The sequence below is a fragment of the Kribbella italica genome (genome assembly GCF_014205135.1).
In the GTDB taxonomy this organism is placed as follows: Bacteria; Actinomycetota; Actinomycetes; order Propionibacteriales; family Kribbellaceae; genus Kribbella; species Kribbella italica.
Map to the genome: position 1 here is coordinate 4417862 of NZ_JACHMY010000001.1, position 17106 is coordinate 4434967.

At 70.9% G+C, this 17106-nt stretch carries 13 protein-coding genes; 6 read left to right on the forward strand and 7 right to left on the reverse strand.

All coding sequences use genetic code 11. The features are described 5' to 3' along the window. Position 1 precedes the first annotated feature (1 nt). Positions 2–3796: a S8 family serine peptidase gene (locus tag HDA39_RS20380; protein WP_184797349.1), complete on the forward strand. Its 3795-nt coding sequence runs from the start codon at positions 2–4 to the stop codon at positions 3794–3796. 38 nt (positions 3797–3834) lie between these two features. Here HDA39_RS20380 and HDA39_RS20385 read toward each other — a convergent pair whose 3' ends face one another. The 4 genes from HDA39_RS20385 to glgC are packed head-to-tail and all read right to left on the reverse strand — an operon-like array spanning position 3835 to position 9212. Next, positions 3835–5340, reverse strand: a complete 1506-nt coding sequence (locus HDA39_RS20385; RefSeq protein ID WP_337925816.1) for a 2-hydroxymuconic semialdehyde dehydrogenase — start codon at positions 5338–5340, stop codon at positions 3835–3837. Continuing rightward, the gene (locus HDA39_RS20390) at positions 5337–6641 is read right to left on the reverse strand and encodes an FAD-dependent oxidoreductase (RefSeq protein WP_184797351.1); all 1305 of its coding nucleotides are present in this window, start codon (positions 6639–6641) and stop codon (positions 5337–5339) included. The genes HDA39_RS20385 and HDA39_RS20390 overlap by 4 nt, the downstream gene beginning before the upstream one ends. A gap of 10 nt (positions 6642–6651) precedes the next feature. Beyond that, complete coding sequence (gene kynU, locus HDA39_RS20395) at positions 6652–7947, reverse strand: kynureninase (RefSeq protein ID WP_337925817.1); 1296 nt, start codon at positions 7945–7947, stop codon at positions 6652–6654. Further along, positions 7944–9212 carry a glucose-1-phosphate adenylyltransferase gene (glgC, locus tag HDA39_RS20400; RefSeq protein WP_184797353.1) on the reverse strand — a complete coding sequence of 423 codons (1269 nt, stop codon included), beginning with the start codon at positions 9210–9212 and terminating at the stop codon, positions 7944–7946. The genes kynU and glgC overlap by 4 nt, the downstream gene beginning before the upstream one ends. Before the next feature lie 65 nt (positions 9213–9277). Here glgC and HDA39_RS20405 point away from each other — a divergent pair, with 65 nt between their 5' ends. From HDA39_RS20405 to HDA39_RS20415, 3 genes are all read left to right on the forward strand, one after another. Continuing rightward, positions 9278–9814, forward strand: a complete 537-nt coding sequence (locus HDA39_RS20405) for a GNAT family N-acetyltransferase (RefSeq protein WP_184797355.1) — start codon at positions 9278–9280, stop codon at positions 9812–9814. A gap of 15 nt (positions 9815–9829) precedes the next feature. Next, the gene (glgA, locus tag HDA39_RS20410; protein WP_184797357.1) at positions 9830–10993 is read left to right on the forward strand and encodes a glycogen synthase; all 1164 of its coding nucleotides are present in this window, start codon (positions 9830–9832) and stop codon (positions 10991–10993) included. A gap of 70 nt (positions 10994–11063) precedes the next feature. Further along, on the forward strand, positions 11064–12329 hold the full coding sequence (locus HDA39_RS20415) for an alpha/beta hydrolase family protein (protein WP_184797358.1): 1266 nt from the start codon (positions 11064–11066) through the stop codon (positions 12327–12329). Here HDA39_RS20415 and HDA39_RS20420 read toward each other — a convergent pair. Continuing rightward, positions 12316–13134, reverse strand: a complete 819-nt coding sequence (locus HDA39_RS20420; RefSeq protein ID WP_184797359.1) for a helix-turn-helix domain-containing protein — start codon at positions 13132–13134, stop codon at positions 12316–12318. The two genes, HDA39_RS20415 and HDA39_RS20420, sit on opposite strands and share 14 nt — an antisense overlap. 135 nt (positions 13135–13269) lie before the next feature. On the opposite strand from HDA39_RS20420, the gene HDA39_RS20425 reads away from it, so the two are divergent. Beyond that, on the forward strand, positions 13270–14151 hold the full coding sequence (locus HDA39_RS20425) for an oxidoreductase (protein WP_184797361.1): 882 nt from the start codon (positions 13270–13272) through the stop codon (positions 14149–14151). Between the two features lie 84 nt (positions 14152–14235). On the opposite strand, the gene HDA39_RS20430 is transcribed toward HDA39_RS20425, so the two are convergent. Together HDA39_RS20430 and HDA39_RS20435 are read right to left on the reverse strand one after the other, a co-directional pair. Continuing rightward, positions 14236–15753 (reverse strand): leucyl aminopeptidase family protein, encoded by a 1518-nt coding sequence (locus HDA39_RS20430; protein WP_184797363.1) that lies wholly within the window; start codon positions 15751–15753, stop codon positions 14236–14238. A gap of 164 nt (positions 15754–15917) precedes the next feature. Further along, complete coding sequence (locus tag HDA39_RS20435; RefSeq protein ID WP_012923066.1) at positions 15918–16085, reverse strand: DUF3117 domain-containing protein; 168 nt, start codon at positions 16083–16085, stop codon at positions 15918–15920. Positions 16086–16265: 180 nt separating this feature from the next. On the opposite strand from HDA39_RS20435, the gene HDA39_RS43765 reads away from it, so the two are divergent. After that, entirely contained in the window at positions 16266–17084 is an 819-nt protein-coding gene (locus HDA39_RS43765; RefSeq protein ID WP_184797365.1) for a PaaX family transcriptional regulator C-terminal domain-containing protein, read from the forward strand. Positions 17085–17106: the final 22 nt, after the last annotated feature.

A 17106-nucleotide genomic window follows, 5' to 3' on the forward strand; every position in this document is an offset into this window, starting at 1 on the left:
CGTGCAGGTCTCGTCGTCCCGTCGCCGAAAACTCACCGCCCTCGCCTTGCTGCTCCTGGTCCCGCTCCAGGGAGTTGTTGCCACCGGCCCGTCCCACGCGACGCCGCCGGTCGCCGCCCTGCCGCCCGACCTGGCCGCCCGGCTGTCCAACGGCCCGGCCGACTTCTGGGTACGCTTCGCCGCCCAGCCCGACCTCACCGCGGCCACCAAGGCAACCAGCTGGAAGGCCCGCGGCGAGACGGTCCTCAAAACCCTTCAGGACAAGGCGAACCGGGACCAGGCGAGCGTGATCCGGACGCTCGACCAGGCGCGCCTCCGCTACACGAGACTCTTCATCGACAACTCGATCTACGTGCACGGTGGCACCCGCGCACTCGCCGACCAGCTGGCCGCGCAGAACGGCGTCGTCACGCTGGCGGCCCCGCGAAGCTACGCGCTGCCGACGCTGAAGCCGGCCCAGCAGATCAACGCTGTCAACGGCGTCGAGTGGGGTCTGAAGGCGATCCGTGCCGACCGGACCTGGACCAGGTACGGCGCGACCGGCCAAGGCGTCGTGATCGCGAGCATCGACTCCGGCGCCCAGTTCGACCACCCGGCGCTGGCCGGTTCGTACCGCGGGGCGACGAGCGGCCACGACTACAACTGGTACGACCCCGCGAACATCTGCGGCGCCGCGCCCTGCGACAACGCCGGGCACGGGACGCACACGATGGGCACGATGGTCGGCGACGACCACGCGGGCAACCAGGTCGGTGTCGCCCCGGGCGCCACCTGGATCGCCGCCAAGGGCTGCGAGACCAACAGCTGCAGCGACCTGTCCCTCGCGCTGAGCGCCCAGTGGATGCTCGCCCCGACCAAGCTCGACGGCAGCGACCCGGACCCGGCGCGCCGCCCGAACATCGTCAACAACTCCTGGGGCTCGGCCGGCTCCGGCGGCTGGTACCGCGACTTCGTCCGCCAGTGGGTCGCCGCCGGCATCTTCCCCGCGTTCGCCGCCGGCAACGACGGCCCGGGCTGCGGCTCGGTCGCGAGCGAGGGCGGCTACAGCGAGGCGTACGCCGTCGGCTCGGTCGACGAGACCGGCCGGATCAGCTCGTTCTCCGCGCGCGGGGACGCCGCGCACGACGGCAAGCCCAACCTCAGCGCGCCGGGGCAGGCGATCCGTTCGAGCGTGCCGGGCTCCCGGTACGGGATCAGCAGCGGTACGTCGATGGCGACGCCGCACGTCAGCGGAACGGTCGCCCTGCTCTGGTCGGCGGCGCCCTCGCTGATCGGCGACGTCGCCGCGACCCGCGCCGTCCTCGACGCCTCGGCGCACGACCACGCGGACGACACCTGCGGCGGTACGGCGGCGGTCAACAACACGTACGGCGAGGGCACGCTCGACGCGTTCGACGCCGTCAGCAATGCGCCCCGCGCCGCCGCCGGACTCGTCACCGGCAAGATCTCCGACGCGACCGGCAAGGCGCTCCCGAACGTGTCGGTCAGTACGCCCGACGGCAACACCGTCACGGCGGATGCTGACGGCAACTACAAGCTCTACCTCGACGAGGGCACGCACGACGTCACCCTCGCGCTCTTCGGGTACGACACCCAGGTCCTCACCGGTCTGGTGATCACCCGGCAGAGCACGACGACCAAGAACGCCACCCTGGCCGCGACGCCCCGCTCGACCGTGACCGGCCTGGTCCGCGACGCCTCCGGGCACGGCTGGCCGCTGTACTCGAAGGTGACGGTCGAAGGCGCTCCGGGCGAGTGGTTCACGAACCCGTCCACCGGCCGGTTCACGGTCGACCTCCCCGCCGGTACGACGTACAAGGTGTCCGTGCAGCCGGTCTACCCGGGCTATGCGGCGACCACGACGGAGATCGAGGTCGGCCACGCGGACGTGGCGAAGGACTTCGGCGTCCCGATCGACAGCGCGAACTGCACGGCACCCGGGTACGACGCCGAGTGCCAGAAGATCCGCGGTGGGCTCGTCCAGGGCAGGATCACCGACGCCAACACCCGTCAGCCCGTCGAAGGCGCCACCGTCGCCGACGGCCGATCGAGGGCGGACGGCTTCTACTACGCCTTCGCCCCGACCGGGACCACCCGGCTGACCGCGACCAAGCGGGGCTACCAGCCCCTGAACAAGTCGATCGCCGTCGATCCGGACTGGACGATCCAGGCCAACGTCGCGCTCAAGGCCGGCCGTCTCTCGATGACCCCCGGCACGGTCGCCGCGACCGTCCAGCTGGGCAAGGCGACCACGAGCCAGGTCGTCATCACGAACACCGGCACCGCGCCGGCGACGTACAAGCTGGGCGAGTCCCAGCAGGGCTCCCGGATCCAGAGCCTGAAGAGCAACACCCCCGTACGCCGTACGCCCGTCACGGGCCTGACGCCGGGCCGGATCAGCGGCCCCGTGAGCGGCACTCCAGCCGCGCCGGCCGCGGGCTCGTGGGTCGGGCTGCCCGACTACCCGTCGACGATCCAGGACAACGTGGCCGGCTGGTCGAAGGGCCGGCTGTACTCCTTCGGCGGCACCCTCCAGGGGTACGGCGCGACCACCGACGCGTACTCCTACGACCCAGCGGCCCTCGCCTGGAAGCAGCTCGCGCCGATGCCGGAAGGCCGGCAGCGACCGGCGGCCGGGTTCGTCGACGGCAAGTACTTCGTGGTCGGCGGCTGGGGCGCGCAGGCCGGCGCGGCGAAGAAGACCCTGATCTACGACCCGGCCACGAACCTGTGGAGCACCGGCGCCGACAACCCCAAGCCGTGGGGAGCAACCGGTTCGGCCGTGCTCGACGGGAAGCTGTACTCGATCGGCGGCTGCACGGGCGACTGCCAGAGTGCCACCAGCGACGTGATGGTCTACGACCCCACGACCAACCGGTTCAGCCAGGCGGCGTCGTACCCGGAGCCGGTCTCGTGGACCTCCTGCGGTGGCATCAACGGTCGCGTGTACTGCGCGGGCGGTCTGATCGACGGGGCGAGCGGACGGCCGGTGAGCACCAAGAACACCTACTCGTACGACGCGAAGGCGAACACCTGGACCCGGGTCGCCGACCTCCCGGTCGACCTCTGGGCCAGCAGCCACGCGGTGGCGAACGGCACCCTGATGGTCAGCGGCGGCGCGGCGTACGACTCGTCGGTGCTGACCAACGAGGGCTTCGGCTACGACCCCGACCTCGATCGGTGGACGGCGATCCCCAACGCGACGCAGGGCGTGTTCCGTGGCGCGGGTGCGTGCGGGCTCTACCGCGTCGGAGGAAAGAGCCCGAACTTCACCCTGCCGATCGCCGAGTCTCTTCCGGGGTACGACGACTGCGAGGAGGCCGGCTCGGATGCTCCGTGGCTCAGCGCGTCGGCGCCGACCGGGACCATCCCGGCGAAGTCCAGCGTCACCGTCACTCTCACGCTGGACGGCCAGCAGGTCAGCCAGCCGGGTGTCTACCAGGCGCGGCTGACGCTGGGTGAGGAGACGCCGTACCCGGCCGTTGCGACCGATCTGACCCTCACCGCGCAGGCGCCTGCCAGCTGGGCCAAGCTGTCGGGGGTCGTGAGCGGCAAGCAGTGCGACGGGTCGGTCGTGCCGTTGCCTGGTGCAACCATCGCGGTCGACCGCGGGACCGGTTCGTGGACGCTCACGAGCGGCGCCGACGGTGGCTACGCGCTCTGGGTGCCGGGTAGCAAGGCGAAGGCCGGTCTGATCGCGGCGCTTCCGGAGTACCGGCCGGCCTCACTGACCGTGGTGCTGCGCCAAGGCGCTGCGGTGGTCCAGCCGGTGACGCTGCAACGGCTCGGTTGCTGAACTCCTGACGGCCCGTGTCCGGGGGCGGGCGCGGGTCGTCAGGTCAGCTCGACGCAGACGTTGGTGAGGTCGGAGTAGAAGTCGACCGAGTGGGTGCCCCCTTCACGGCCGAGACCCGACAGCTTCATGCCGCCGAACGGCGTCCGCAGGTCGCGGAGGAACCAGGTGTTGACCCAGACCAGGCCGACGTCCAGCGCCGCGCCGGCGCGGTGGGCGCGGCCGACGTCGCGGGTCCAGACCGTTGCCGCCAGCCCGTACTTGCTGTGGTTGGCCAGGGCGAACGCCTCGTCCTCGGTGTCGAACGGCGCGACGTGGCAGATCGGTCCGAACACCTCCTCGGTGTTCGTCCGGGCGTCCGCGGCCAGGCCGGTGACGACCGTCGGTTGCACGTAACAACCGTTGTCGCGGGCGTCGCCGAAGGACGGGACGCCACCTCCGGCCAGCACCGTCGCGCCCTCGGCGCGGGCCAGGTCGTAGTACGACAGGACCTTCGTCCGGTGGTCCTGGGAGATCAGCGGCATGTTCACCGTCGCCTCGTCGGACGGCCAGCCGAAGGTCAACGCCTCGGCGCGAGCGGCCAGGCGGGCGCAGAACTCGTCGTAGACCGGGCGTTCGACGTACAGGCGTTCGGTGCACAGGCAGACCTGGCCGCCGTTGGTGAACACCGAGCGGACCGAGCCGTCGATCGCCGCGTCGAGGTCGGCGTCGGCGAAGACCAGGCCGGCGTTCTTGCCGCCGAGCTCGAACGAGACCGCCTTGACGCCGTCGGCCGCGGCCTTGGCGATCGCGGAGCCGGTCGAGGACTCGCCGGTGAAGGTGATCGCGTCGACGCCGGGATGCGTGGTCAGGAACTCCCCCGCCGACGACGGGCCGAAGCCGTGCACGAGGTTGAAGACACCGTCCGGTACGCCGGCCGCGGCCATCACCTCGGCGAGCACGGTCGCCGACGCCGGCGTCTCCTCGGACGGCTTCACCACGACGGTGTTGCCACAGGCCAGCGCCGGCGCGACCTTCCAGGTGAGCAGCAGGAGCGGGAGGTTCCAGGGCACGATGATCGCGACGACGCCGGCGGGCTTGCGGACGGCGTAGTTCAGCGCCCGGCGGCCGTCCGGGAGCGTGGTCGTGTAGGACTCGGTCGGCGTGGTCGTCGCGAAGTCGGCGAACGCCCGGAAGTTGGCCGCGCCCCGCGGGATGTCGAGCGTGCGCGCCTGGCTGATCGACTTCCCGGTGTCGCCCACCTCGGCGGCCACCAGATCGTCGAACCGCCGCTCCAGCTCGTCGGCGACGCGACGCAGTACGGCGGCCCGCTCCTGCTCGCTCATTCGGCCCCAGGGGCCTTTCAACGCAGCGGAAGCAGCCCCGACCGCCGCGTCCACGGTCGACTCGTCCGCCTCGCACACGTCGAAGATGTGCGCCCCGGTGACCGGACTGAGCTTGGCGAACGTCGAAGCACTCTCGACAAAGGAGCCGTCGACGAAGTTCCGCAACAACCCGGGCTCGGTCACCACCCCGGTCAACAGCTCAGGGCGCCACAAGGTGGTCACCGCCGTCTCACCGCCGCTCTGACCAACGCACCCACCGCGCCCACTCCCAGAGCGACCGCGACGCCGAGCAGCTGATGCTGGCGCCGGACGCGTTGCCGCACCTCGGCGTACGGCGTGGTGCTGAAGCTGACCAGCTCGTAGCGTGACACGTAGTGCCCGGGCAGCAAGCGCTCGACCGCGTGCTCGAGTTGCTTGGTCAGGCGGAAGACCGGCGAGGCGACCTTGTCGCGCATCTCGACGAAGTTGGCCAGGGCCATCTCGGCGATCGCCTCGGTGTTGTCCCGGCGGCGGGCCTCGAACAGCGGCAGGGCCCGCGCCCAGGAACCGCTCGTTTCGTTCAGGCAGCGGTCCAGCGCGACGACGTCCTCGAAGGCGCAGTTCGCGCCCTGGCCGTAGAACGGGACGATCGCGTGCGCGGCGTCGCCGATCAGCGCCGTCCGCCCGTGCGCCTGCCACGGATGGGTGTGCACGGTCCCGAGCACACCGACCGGGTTGTTCAGGTAGTCGTCCACCAACGTGGGGGCCACCGGCAACAAATCCGGGTAGTGCTCGCCGAAGTACCCCAGGATCAGCGCCGGCGTGGTCAACGCGTCGAACGACCCGGCGGGCCAGAACAGCGTGCAGGTGAAGGACTTGTCCGGGTTCGGCAGCGCGATCATCATCGACGTCCCGCGCGGCCAGATGTGCAGTGCGCCCGGATCCAGCACGAACTCCCCACCGGCCGAAGGGATCGACAACTCCTTGTACCCGTAGTCCAGGAAGTCGACGTCGTCCACCACCGACCCGTCGCCGACCAACTGCTCACGCACCGCGGACCCCGCGCCGTCCGCTCCGAGGACGACGTCCGCCGTCACCTCGACCAGCCCGCCCGGCGTCTCGAACCCCATCGCCCCGGTCTGCGAGTCCAGCGCCACCAGCCGGTGCTCGAAGACGATCGAGACCCCGGGCGCCTTCTCGGCCGCGTCGAGCAGCGCGTTGTTCAGCGCGCCCCGGCCGATCGAGTTGATCGCCCGGTCCTGCGACGCACTGTAGGAGTGGAAGTCGAGCGGCCCGTCGACCGGGTGGATCATCCGGCCCTTCATCGGCAGCGCGTCGGCCATCACCTCCTCGTCCAGCCCGATCCGCCGCAACGCGTCCAGCCCGCGTTCGGAGATCGCCAGGTTGATCGACCGCCCGCGCTCGGCCTCGCCGGTCCGCGGGTCGGCGCGCTTCTCGTACAAGGTCACCGACAGACCGCGCCGGGCCAGGAAGCAGGCGAGCAGGCTGCCCGTCAGCCCGGCTCCAACGATCGCGACAGTCATCTGGCCTCCGTCAGGCAGTCTCGGGTACGGCGGCCGCGAGCGCCTGCGCCGCACGCCAGCAGTCGTGGTAGAGCGAGTACAACGGCACCGGTGCCAACCGGACGACGTCCGGTTCGCGCGCGTCGGCGATCACGCCGTACTCGAAGCGGAGCGTCTTGCACAGCTCCCCCGCGCGCAGCCCGCCACCCACGCGGATCGACAGCTGCGCCCCCCGCCGCGCGGGATCGGCGGGCGTGATCACCTGCAACGGCCGACCGACGGTGACGTCCGCGAGCAGCCGCTCCAGGTACGCCGTCAGCCGCAGGCTCCGGGCCCGCAGGACGTCCATGCCGACCTTGTCGAACAGCTCGTACGACGTCCGCACCGGGCTCATCGCGAAGATCGGCGGGTTCGACACCTGCCACGCGTCGGCCGACCGCGGCGGCCGCGACTCCGGCGCCATCTCGAACCGCGTCGCCGGCTCCGTGCTCCACCAGCCCTCGAACCGCGGCAGGTCGCCACCGTGGTGCCGCTCGTGCACGTAGGCCCCGGCGAGCGCGCCCGGCCCGGAGTTCAGGTACTTGTACGAGCACCACGCGGCGAAGTCCACGTCCCAGTCGTGCAGCCGCAGCGGAACGTTGCCCGCGGCATGCGCCAGGTCCCAGCCGACGACCGCGCCGGCGGCGTGGCCGGCCGCGGTGATCGCCGGGATGTCCATCAGCTCGCCGGTGAGGTAGTTGACGCCGCCGAGCAGCACGAGCGCGGTGTCCGGGCCGAGCTTGCCGACGACGTCCTCGGTGCGCAGCGTGTCCTCACCGTCGCGGGGCCTGAGGCGGACGATCGCGTCGTCCGGATCGAGCCCGTGGAAACGCGCCTGCGACCGGACGGCGTAGCTGTCGGACGGGAACGCCGAGTCCTCGATGACGATCTTGAAGCGCTCGGCGGTCGGCCGGTAGAACGAGACCATCAGCAGGTGCAGGTTGACGGTGAGTGAGTTCATCACCACCGTCTCGCTCGGCAGCCCACCGACGAGCCGGGCGGCCGGTGCCGTCAGCAACTCGTGGTACGGCAACCAGGGGCGCTCGGCCTCCAGATGCCCTTCGACGCCCAAGGCGGCCCAGGAGTCGAGGTCGGCGAGCAGCTCCCCGCGCGTCGCTCTCGGACGCAGCCCGAGCGAGTTCCCCGCGAAGTACGCGACGTCCGGGTAGTACCCGTCGTCCACCGGCGGTACGTCGAACAGCTCGCGATGCCCCGGATCCCCGGCGTCCAGCGCGAACGCCTCGGCCTCCGAGCCGGGGCGCGCCGGTTCTCCGCTGTCCGCGCTCACGCCTCGAGGGCCTCGTCCGCGGGCTCGGCGACGGCGGCCGGCGGGTCGACCACCTGGCCCTTGCCGAGCACGGTGACCCCGCCCTTGGACACGGTGAACCCGCGCGCCCGGTCGTGCTCGGGATCGACGCCGATCTCCACTCCCGGTGGGATCTCCACGTTCTTGTCCAGGATCACGTTCTTCAGCACGGCGCCGGCGCCGATCTTGCAGTTGTCCATGATCACCGCGCGCTCGACGTGCGCGCCGACGGCAACGATCACGTTCGACCCGAGCACCGAGTGGTCGACGACCGCGCCGGACACGATCGAGCCCTGACAGATGATCGACTCGCTGACGGTCGCGTGGTCGGTGAACTTCGCGCCCGGCAGCTGCGGGTGCGAGGTGAAGATCGGCCAGTCGGAGTTGTACAGGTTGAACACCGGCTGCACCGAGACCAGGTCCATGTGCGCCTCGTGGTACGAGTCCAGCGAACCGACGTCGCGCCAGTACGAGCGGTCGCGCTCGAGCGCACCCGGTACGTCGTTGTCCTTGAAGTCGTAGACCCCGGCCTTGCCCTCGGCAACCAGCATCGGGACGATGTCGCCGCCCATGTCGTGCCGGCTGGCCGGGTTCGCGGCGTCCTTGCGCAGCGCCTCGACCAGGACGTCGGCCGAGAACACGTAGTTGCCCATCGAGGCGAACGTCTCGTCGGGCGAGTCCGGCAGGCCCGGCGGGTCGGCCGGCTTCTCCAGGAACTCCGCGATCGTGTGGCCGTCGTCGGCGGTCTTGATCACGCCGAACTCCGACGCCTCGGCCCGCGGCACCCGGATCCCGGCGACCGTCACGCCGTTGCCGCGCGCGATGTGGTCGGCGACCATCTGCGAGGCGTCCATCCGGTACACGTGGTCGGCGCCGAACACCACGATGATGTCGGGCTTGGCGTCGTTGATCAGGTTCATCGACTGGTAGATCGCGTCGGCGCTGCCCTGGTACCACTGCGGGCCGAGCCGCTGCTGCGCCGGGACGCAGGTGACGTAGTTGCCCAGGAAGGTCGACATCCGCCAGGTGATCGTGACGTGGCGGTCCAGCGAGTGCGACTTGTACTGGGTCAGCACGCACAGGCTGCGGATGCCCGCGTTGACCAGGTTGGACAGCACGAAGTCGATCAGGCGATAACTCCCGCCGAACGGCACGGCCGGTTTGGCCCGGTCCGCCGTCAGCGGCATCAGCCGCTTCCCCTCGCCGCCGGCCAGCACGATTCCGAGAACTCTGGGTGCCTTCGCCATGTCCGCACCCTAACCGCGGATCCCCCTTTGCATAAGACGCTTGCGAGTGTCGCCACACTAGGTACATGCCAACCCTCACCGAGCCGACTGTCGCCGTTCACCGATCGTTCCTCGCGGCCTGGGACGAGTTGGGGCCGGAGGAGCAGCGGTGGATGGGTGCGCACGCCCTCGACGAGGACTGGACCAGGACCCAGGCCGAGGACCCCGCGGAGTTCGCCCGGCTGGTCGGCCGGATCCGGTCGGAATCAGATGAGCGCACCGAGCTGCCGCCCGGCCTGGTGCATCAGACCGTGCTCTGGTTCACCGACGGCGACGAGTGGCTCGGCCGCCTGTCGATCCGCCACGAGCTCACCCCGGCCCTGCTCGAGCTCGGCGGCCACATCGGGTACGTCGTACGCCCGTCAGCTCGCCGGCAGGGCCATGCGGCCGAGATGCTCAGCCAGTCACTCCCCCGCGCGGCCGCGCTCGGCATCGACCCCGCGCTGCTCACCTGTGACGTCGGCCACGACGCCTCCCGCAAGGTGATCGAGGCGGCCGGCGGCGAGCTGGAGGACGAGCGCCACGGCAAACTGCGTTTCTGGGTGCCCACCCGGCTCAGCTGATCTATGGTCGGGGTCATGAAGGTCGGCATCCTGACGCGTGAGTACCCTCCGGACGTGTACGGCGGGGCCGGTGTGCACGTGGACTTCCTGGTCCGCGAGCTGCGCCGCCTGATCGACGTGGACGTGCACTGCATGGGCGAGCCGCGGGCCGGCGCGACCGCGCACTCCGAGGACGACGCCCGGATCGCGGGAGCCAACGCGGCGCTCCGCGTGCTGTCGACGGACCTGACGATGACCGCCGGGGTCGGCGGCAGCGACCTGGTCCACTCCCACACCTGGTACGCGAACATGGCCGGCCACTGGGCCAAGCTCCTGTACGGCGTACCGCACGTGGTGACCGCGCACTCGCTCGAGCCGCGCCGGCCGTGGAAGGCCGAGCAGCTCGGCGGCGGCTACCGGTTGTCGAGCTGGGCCGAGCAGACGGCGTACGAGGCGGCCGACGCCGTCGTCGCGGTCAGCCGGGGCATGCGCGACGATGTCCTGGAGTGCTACCCGACCATCGACCCGGCCAAGGTCCACGTGATCTCGAACGGGATCGACGCGGACTTCTACCACCCGGATCCGGCCACGCACGTGCTCGACCGGCTCGGGGTCGACCTGAGCCGGCCGTACGTGACCTTCGTCGGCCGGATCACCCGGCAGAAGGGCGTGCCGCACCTGCTCCGCGCCGGGCTGCAGCTCGACCCGTCCGTGCAGCTCGTGCTGCTCGCCGGAGCCGCCGACACCCCGGAGCTCAAGGCCGAGACCGACGCGCTCATCGACGAGCTGAAGGCAGCTCGCGACGGTGTGTTCGTCGTGTCGGAGATGCTGCCGCGCGAGGACGTCCGGCAGGTGCTCACGCACGCGCTGGCGTTCTGCTGCCCGTCGGTCTACGAGCCGCTCGGCATCGTCAACCTGGAGGCGATGGCGTGCGAGACCGCCGTCGTCGCGAGCGCGGTCGGCGGCATTCCCGAGGTTGTCAACGACGGCGTCACCGGCACCCTGGTCGCGTACGACGAGAACGACGTGGTCACCTTCGAGCGGCAGCTCGCCGAGGGCATCAACGACCTGGTCGCCAACCCGGCCAAGGCCGAGACGATGGGCAAGGCCGGTCGCGAACGCGCGGTGTCGGAGTTCGGCTGGGACGCGGTCGCGGATCGGACCGTCGCGCTCTACAGTTCACTCCTCGCGCAACAGTAGGCAAAACCCCACCCTCGGCTGGGGGTCCGGCACCCTCGTTCCGCGCTCCCGCCGGCGGTTGGCTGGCCTCATGAGATCTCCTGCCGGCAAGGCCATCGCCGCCACCCTCGCCACTGCCGCGCTGCTCGCGGCACCCTTGTCCGCGTACGCCGCGGTGTCCCAGCCGACGCTGTCGACGGTGTCACAGCCGACGCTGTCGGAGGCTGCCGTCACCAGCGTGCACACCTCTCGTGGCGCGCTCGTCTCGGCCGTCCCGGTCGCCCGACTGCGGGCTGCCGCGGTCGACCAGGCCGCGGTCGACGCCGGCTTCGTCGGCGCGCCGAAAGCCCGGTACGACGTCACGGCGTACCGGCTGATCTACCGGACCGTCGATCCCTGGGGCCGGTCGACGACCGCCAGCGGGCTCGTCGTCCTGCCGGACGGACGGCGCGGTGCGCTCACCGTGGCCGCGCAGCTGCACGGCACGATGGCGACCAAGGCCTACGCGCCGTCGGTCGAGGACGACTCGACCGATCGGGTGGTCACGTCGCTCTTCGCCGGTGCCGGGCTGGCCGGGGTCGCACCCGACTACCTCGGGCTGGGAGTCGGGCCGGGCAAGCACCCCTACATCGACACCAAGACCGAGACCAGCGCGTCGGTCGACCTGTTGCTCGCGGCCCGTTCCTTCGCGCTGAAGCACGGCGTCGTCCTGAAGCGGGACGTCCTGGTCACCGGCTTCTCGCAGGGCGGCCGCGCGGCCATCGGCGTCGCGCGAGCGCTCAGCCGGGGCGAGGCCGGACCGTTCCGCCTCGGCGCCGTACACGGTGTCTCCGGCCCGTACGACCTGCTCGACGTCGAGCTGCCGGCGGTGTTCAGCGGCGAGGTCGAGCCGCACGTCGCGACGCTCTACCTGGCGTACTTCGTGACCGCCTGGGACCGGACCGTCGGCCTGTACGACAAGCCGCGGGACGCCTTCCGCGCGCCGTACGCGGACATCGTCGAAGGGCTGCTCGACGGGACACACTCGGACGAGGAGATCTTCACCAGCCTGCCGGACAGCCCGGCCAAGCTGTTCACGCCACAGTTCCTGGCCAAGCTCGAGCACCCGACCGGACGCTTCCGCCAGGCGCTGATCCAGGCCGACCGGATCTGCAAGGACTGGACCCCTGGTGTCACGGTTCACCTCTACTCGGGCACCAAGGACACCGACGTGGTCGCCGCCAACACCGACTCCTGCGCAGCCTCGCTCCGCGCCCGCGGCGCCGACGTCCGGATCCACTCGATGGGCGCCGTCGACCACTTCGGCACAGCGATGGCGGCGTACCCGCAGATCATCCGGGCCTTCAGCCGCTACTAGTGGCCAGACTGCCCAGGAGGCTGAGGGCTTCAGCACTGCGGGAGGCGGGCTCGGCATGGAACACGACCAGGATGAGGTCGTCGGTGCCACTGACGACGAACTTGTTCGACTGCAGGTCGAGCTCGCCGACCAGCGGGTGCTGCAACCTGCTCACCCGACCCCGCTTCGGCCGGACCGCGTACTGAGCCCACAACCGGCGGAACAGCTCGCTGCGGACCGACAGCTCACCGACCAACTCGACCAGCCGCGGGTCCTCGACATCCGGCCCCACGTGAGAGCGGAGACTGGCGACGCCCTCCGTCGCCGTCTCCTCCCAGTCCCGCCGCAGGGCCTGCTCGTCCGGGTCGAGGAAGACAGCTCGCAGCAGGTTCACCCCGACCGCGTAGTTCGGCGACAGCGCAGCGGCGAGCTCGTTGACCGCCAGCACATCGGAGAACTTGTTCTGCAGGTACGCCGGGTTGTTCGGCCATCCGTCGATCAGCTGCCGCACGCTCTTCGGCACCTCAGGCTGCGGCTCGGCCTGGGCGCGAGACCGCTCACGGGTCAGTTCCACCAGGTACGCCGTCGCGTCCGCGTCCAGCTGCAACACCTCGGCGAGCGCGTCGAGCACCTGGACCGACGGGTGCCGGTCGCGGCCCTGCTCGAGCCGCAGGTAGTAGTCGGAGCTGATCCCGGCGAGCATCGCGACCTCTTCGCGGCGCAGACCGGGCACCCGGCGCAGCCCGACCCTGCGCAGCCCGACGTCCTCGGGCCGGACCAGCTCGCGCCGGGCGCGGAGGAACTCACCGAGCGGGTTGCTCTCCATGCCTCCACGGTAGCCGCGGGCCGAGGTTGGTGACTGGGTCCTGTCAGTCCCAGGAACAGCAGGGCACTCCCTGATCCGCCGCCGTCGACGAACAGTGGGAGGTAGATCCACTTCCTTCCGAAAGGCATCCCCCTCATGAGCAACACTCCCGGCGGCACGCTTCGGCTCGCCGACGACCTCGTCATCAGCCGGATGGGGTACGGCGCGATGCAGCTGGCCGGCCCCGGCGTCTTCGGGCCGCCGAAGGACCACGACGCCGCGATCGCCGTTCTGCGCGAGGTCGTCGAGCTCGGCGTCACGCACATCGACACCAGCGACTTCTACGGGCCGTTCGTCACCAACGAGCTGATCAAGGAAGCACTGCACCCGTACGGCGACGAGCTGCGGATCGTCACCAAGGTCGGCGCCCGGCGGGGCGCCGACGCGAGCTGGATCATGGCGCGCGACCCGGCCGACCTTCAGGCCCAGGTCCGCGAGAACCTGGAGCACTTGGGCGTCGACACGCTGGACGCGGTGAACCTGCGCATGGGCACCCCGGAGGGACCGGTCGAGGAGTCGCTCGCCGAGCAGTTCGGTGCCCTGGCCGACCTGCGGAAGGAAGGGCTGATCCGGCACCTCGGCCTCAGCACCGTGACCGCGAACCAGTTGTCCGAGGCCCAGGCCGTCGCGCCGGTCGTCACCGTGCAGAACCTCTACAACCTGGCCAACCGGCAGGACGATGCCCTGGTCGAGCTGTGCGCGCAGGAGAACATCGCGTTCGCGTCGTACTTCCCGCTCGGCGGCTTCTCTCCCCTGCAGTCCGGCACGCTGACCGCGGTCGCCCAGCGCCTCGACGCGACGCCGCAGCAGGTCGCGCTCGCCTGGCTGCTGCAGCGCTCCACCACCAGCGTCGTCATCCCCGGCACGTCATCCGTCGCCCACTTGCGCGAAAACGTCGCCGCGGCGGACCTGACGCTGCCCGCTGACGCGATCGCCGAGCTGGACGGGATCGCCGGGTCGACGCCCACCACTGACTAACCTCCGTGCGGAGCCCGGCCGGACCCTCAGCTGAGCGTGCAGCCTGCGATCCCGCCGGGGTTGATCAGTGGTGCGCGTCGGCCGTCAGGCAATACCGGCGAGCGGGTCCTCCGACGTGAGCCACGTGGTGAGGAGCCGGGCGCCGGCACCGGTCGCGCCGACCGAGTACTCGTACTCGTCGCGCGGGGACTCGGCGATGCTCGACAGGTCGAGGTGCGCCCACGGGACGTCGCCCGCGAAGGCCTTCAGGAACAGCGCGGCGGTGATCGACCCCGGGCCCTTCGAGCTGTTCACCGAGTCGGCGATCGGGGTGGAGATCAGGTCGGCGTACTCGGCCGGCAGCGGCATCCGCCACAGCCGCTCGCCGGAGACCTCACCGGCCGCCGCGAGCTGACCCGCCAGCGCGTCGTCGGTCGCGAACAGCCCGCCGTACAGCATCGCGCCGAGCGACACCTTGATCGCACCGGTCAGCGTCGCGATGTCGACCAGCGCGTCCGGCTTCAGCTCCTGGACGGCGTACGCGAGTCCGTCGGCCAGCACCAGCCGGCCCTCGGCGTCGGTGTTCTTCACCTCGGTGGTCCGGCCGCCGTAGTGGCGGATCACGTCGTCCGGGCGGTACGCCGTACCGGACGGCATGTTCTCAGCCGAGCAGACCAGGCCGGTGACCCGGATCTTGGCGCCCAGCTCGCGCAGCGCCGACATCGTCGCGATCACCGAACCGCCGCCGGTCATGTCGCGCTTCATCGACACCATCGACTCGCGCGGCTTCAGCGACAGGCCGCCGGTGTCGTACGTGATCCCCTTGCCGACCAGGACGACGTACGGCGTGTCGGGGCCCGCGCCCTCGGGCGTGTAGTCGATCCGGATCAGCCGCGGCGGGCGGGTCGAGCCCTTGCCGACCGCGAGGATGCCGCCGAACCCGTCGGCGACGAGCTGCTTCTCGTCCCAGACCTTCACCTCGAGCCCGCCGTGCGCGGCCAGCTCGGTGGCCCGGGCTGCGAGCCAGGCCGGGTCCTTCTCGTTCGAGGGAGTCGTGGCGAACTGGCGGGCCAGCCAGCCGGTCCGGCCGACCACCAGGCCGCGGTCGACGGCGTCCGACCGGTCCGCGTCCGAGCCGTCGGTCAGCGTGATCCGGCCGGCCACCGGCTGCCCGGCGTCGACGGTCTTCAGGGTGTAGGTGAACGAGCCGAGCACGAGTCCTTCGGCGAAGCCCTGGAGCGCCTCAGCATCGATGCCTTCGGCAACAAGTGTGGTGAGCTCGTCCTTGCCGCGGCCGAACCGCGCGACCGCCGCCCCGGCGTGTCGCAGCTCGGCCGACGTACCGGATCCGGCGCCGACCAGCAGCACCTCGCTGACCTCGCCGGACAGCAGCGGGTACGCCGCGGTGGCGCCGGCCGACGTACTGAAACCGGTGTCGCGCTGCACCTCGAGCAGGCGGTCCAGGTCGACCCCGAGCCGCTCACCGGCTTCCTTGGCGGCGGCGGGCAGACCGGCTTCGCCGACCACGACGACCCACGTGGGGGCACCGTGAACAGGGAGCCCGGGCTGCCAGGCCACGGCCGGCAGGGTCGGGAAGACGAACTTGGCGCTACGGCGAGCCACAGGAGACCTCACGGGGTTATGTCGAACGGGCCGGGTCGTTACGACCGCGACTTTACTTCTGGAGCAGAAGTAACAACCCCGGCGGGTGCCTGGAACCAGGCAGCCACCGGGGTTGTTACGGGTTTTGTCAGGAGGGTGCGCGTGGCGTCACCCTGCGGGGACAGCTAGCCGACTACGGCCTTGAGCGCGTTCCCCAGCTCGGTCGCCTCATCCGCGTTCAGCTCGACGACGAGCCGACCGCCGCCTTCGAGCGGAACCCGCATCACGATGCCCCGGCCCTCCTTGGTGACCTCGAGCGGACCATCGCCCGTCCGCGGCTTCATCGCCGCCATGCGCGCACCCCTTCCCTCATTCGGATACTGTCCTCATCGGTTTTGAGCGACGACACCGCGCGGTGACCGTCGCCGGTGCCACGCGGTGATGCGCCGTCGGCGCGTATCGCAGTGTGTATCAGGACCCATTATCCCCGATCCGAGGCCAGAGCCGCGCACCATACGGCAGACTCAGGTCTCGTGCACGCCCGATCAGCCCTTTTCGACCTGTACGGCGACCACCTGCGTGCCCGCGGCGCGCGGGCACCCGTGGCCGCGCTGGTCCGGCTGCTCGCGCCCCTGGGCGTCCAGCCACCGGCGGTCCGAACGGCCGTCTCGCGGATGGTCCGGCAGGGCTGGCTGGAGCCGGTCCGGACCGACGGCCAGCCCGGGTACGCGCTGACCACCCGGGCGCGTCGCCGGCTCGACGAAGCGGCCGTCCGGATCTACCGAACCGACCAGGACGGCGACGGCCCGGACGCCGTACCGGCCACCACCGGACGGTGGGACCGGCACTGGCACCTGTGCATTCTGCGCGAGGTCCCGAACGCCCGTCGCCGCGAGCAGCTGGTGAGCCAACTTTCCTTCCTGGGTTGGGCTCCGCTGTCCGACGGCGCCTGGGTCGGGCTGCGGCACGACACCGAGGTGGACCAGATCCTGGAGGTCGAGGGAATCGCCGCGGACCGCTTCCGGGCGCCGGTCGGCAACGACGCGGTGGAGTTCGCCCGGCGGGTCTGGAAGCTGGACGATCTCGGGGCCTCGTACGACGCGTGGCTGGCCGAGGCGAAGGCCCTGGTGGCGCGCGCCGACGGCGAGGTGAGCGACGAGCAGGCGTTCGCCGTACGGTCGGAACTGGTGCACGAGTGGCGCAAGTTCCTCTTCGTCGATCCGGGGCTTCCCGCGGAGCTTCTGCCGGCCGGCTGGGCCGGTGCGCGGGCCGCCACGTTCTTCGATGCGCACGCCGCACGCCTGGGTCACGCGGCCGGGCGTTTCGTCGACAACTGCCTGACTGTTCATTGACCTTTCTCACCGATTGTTGGGA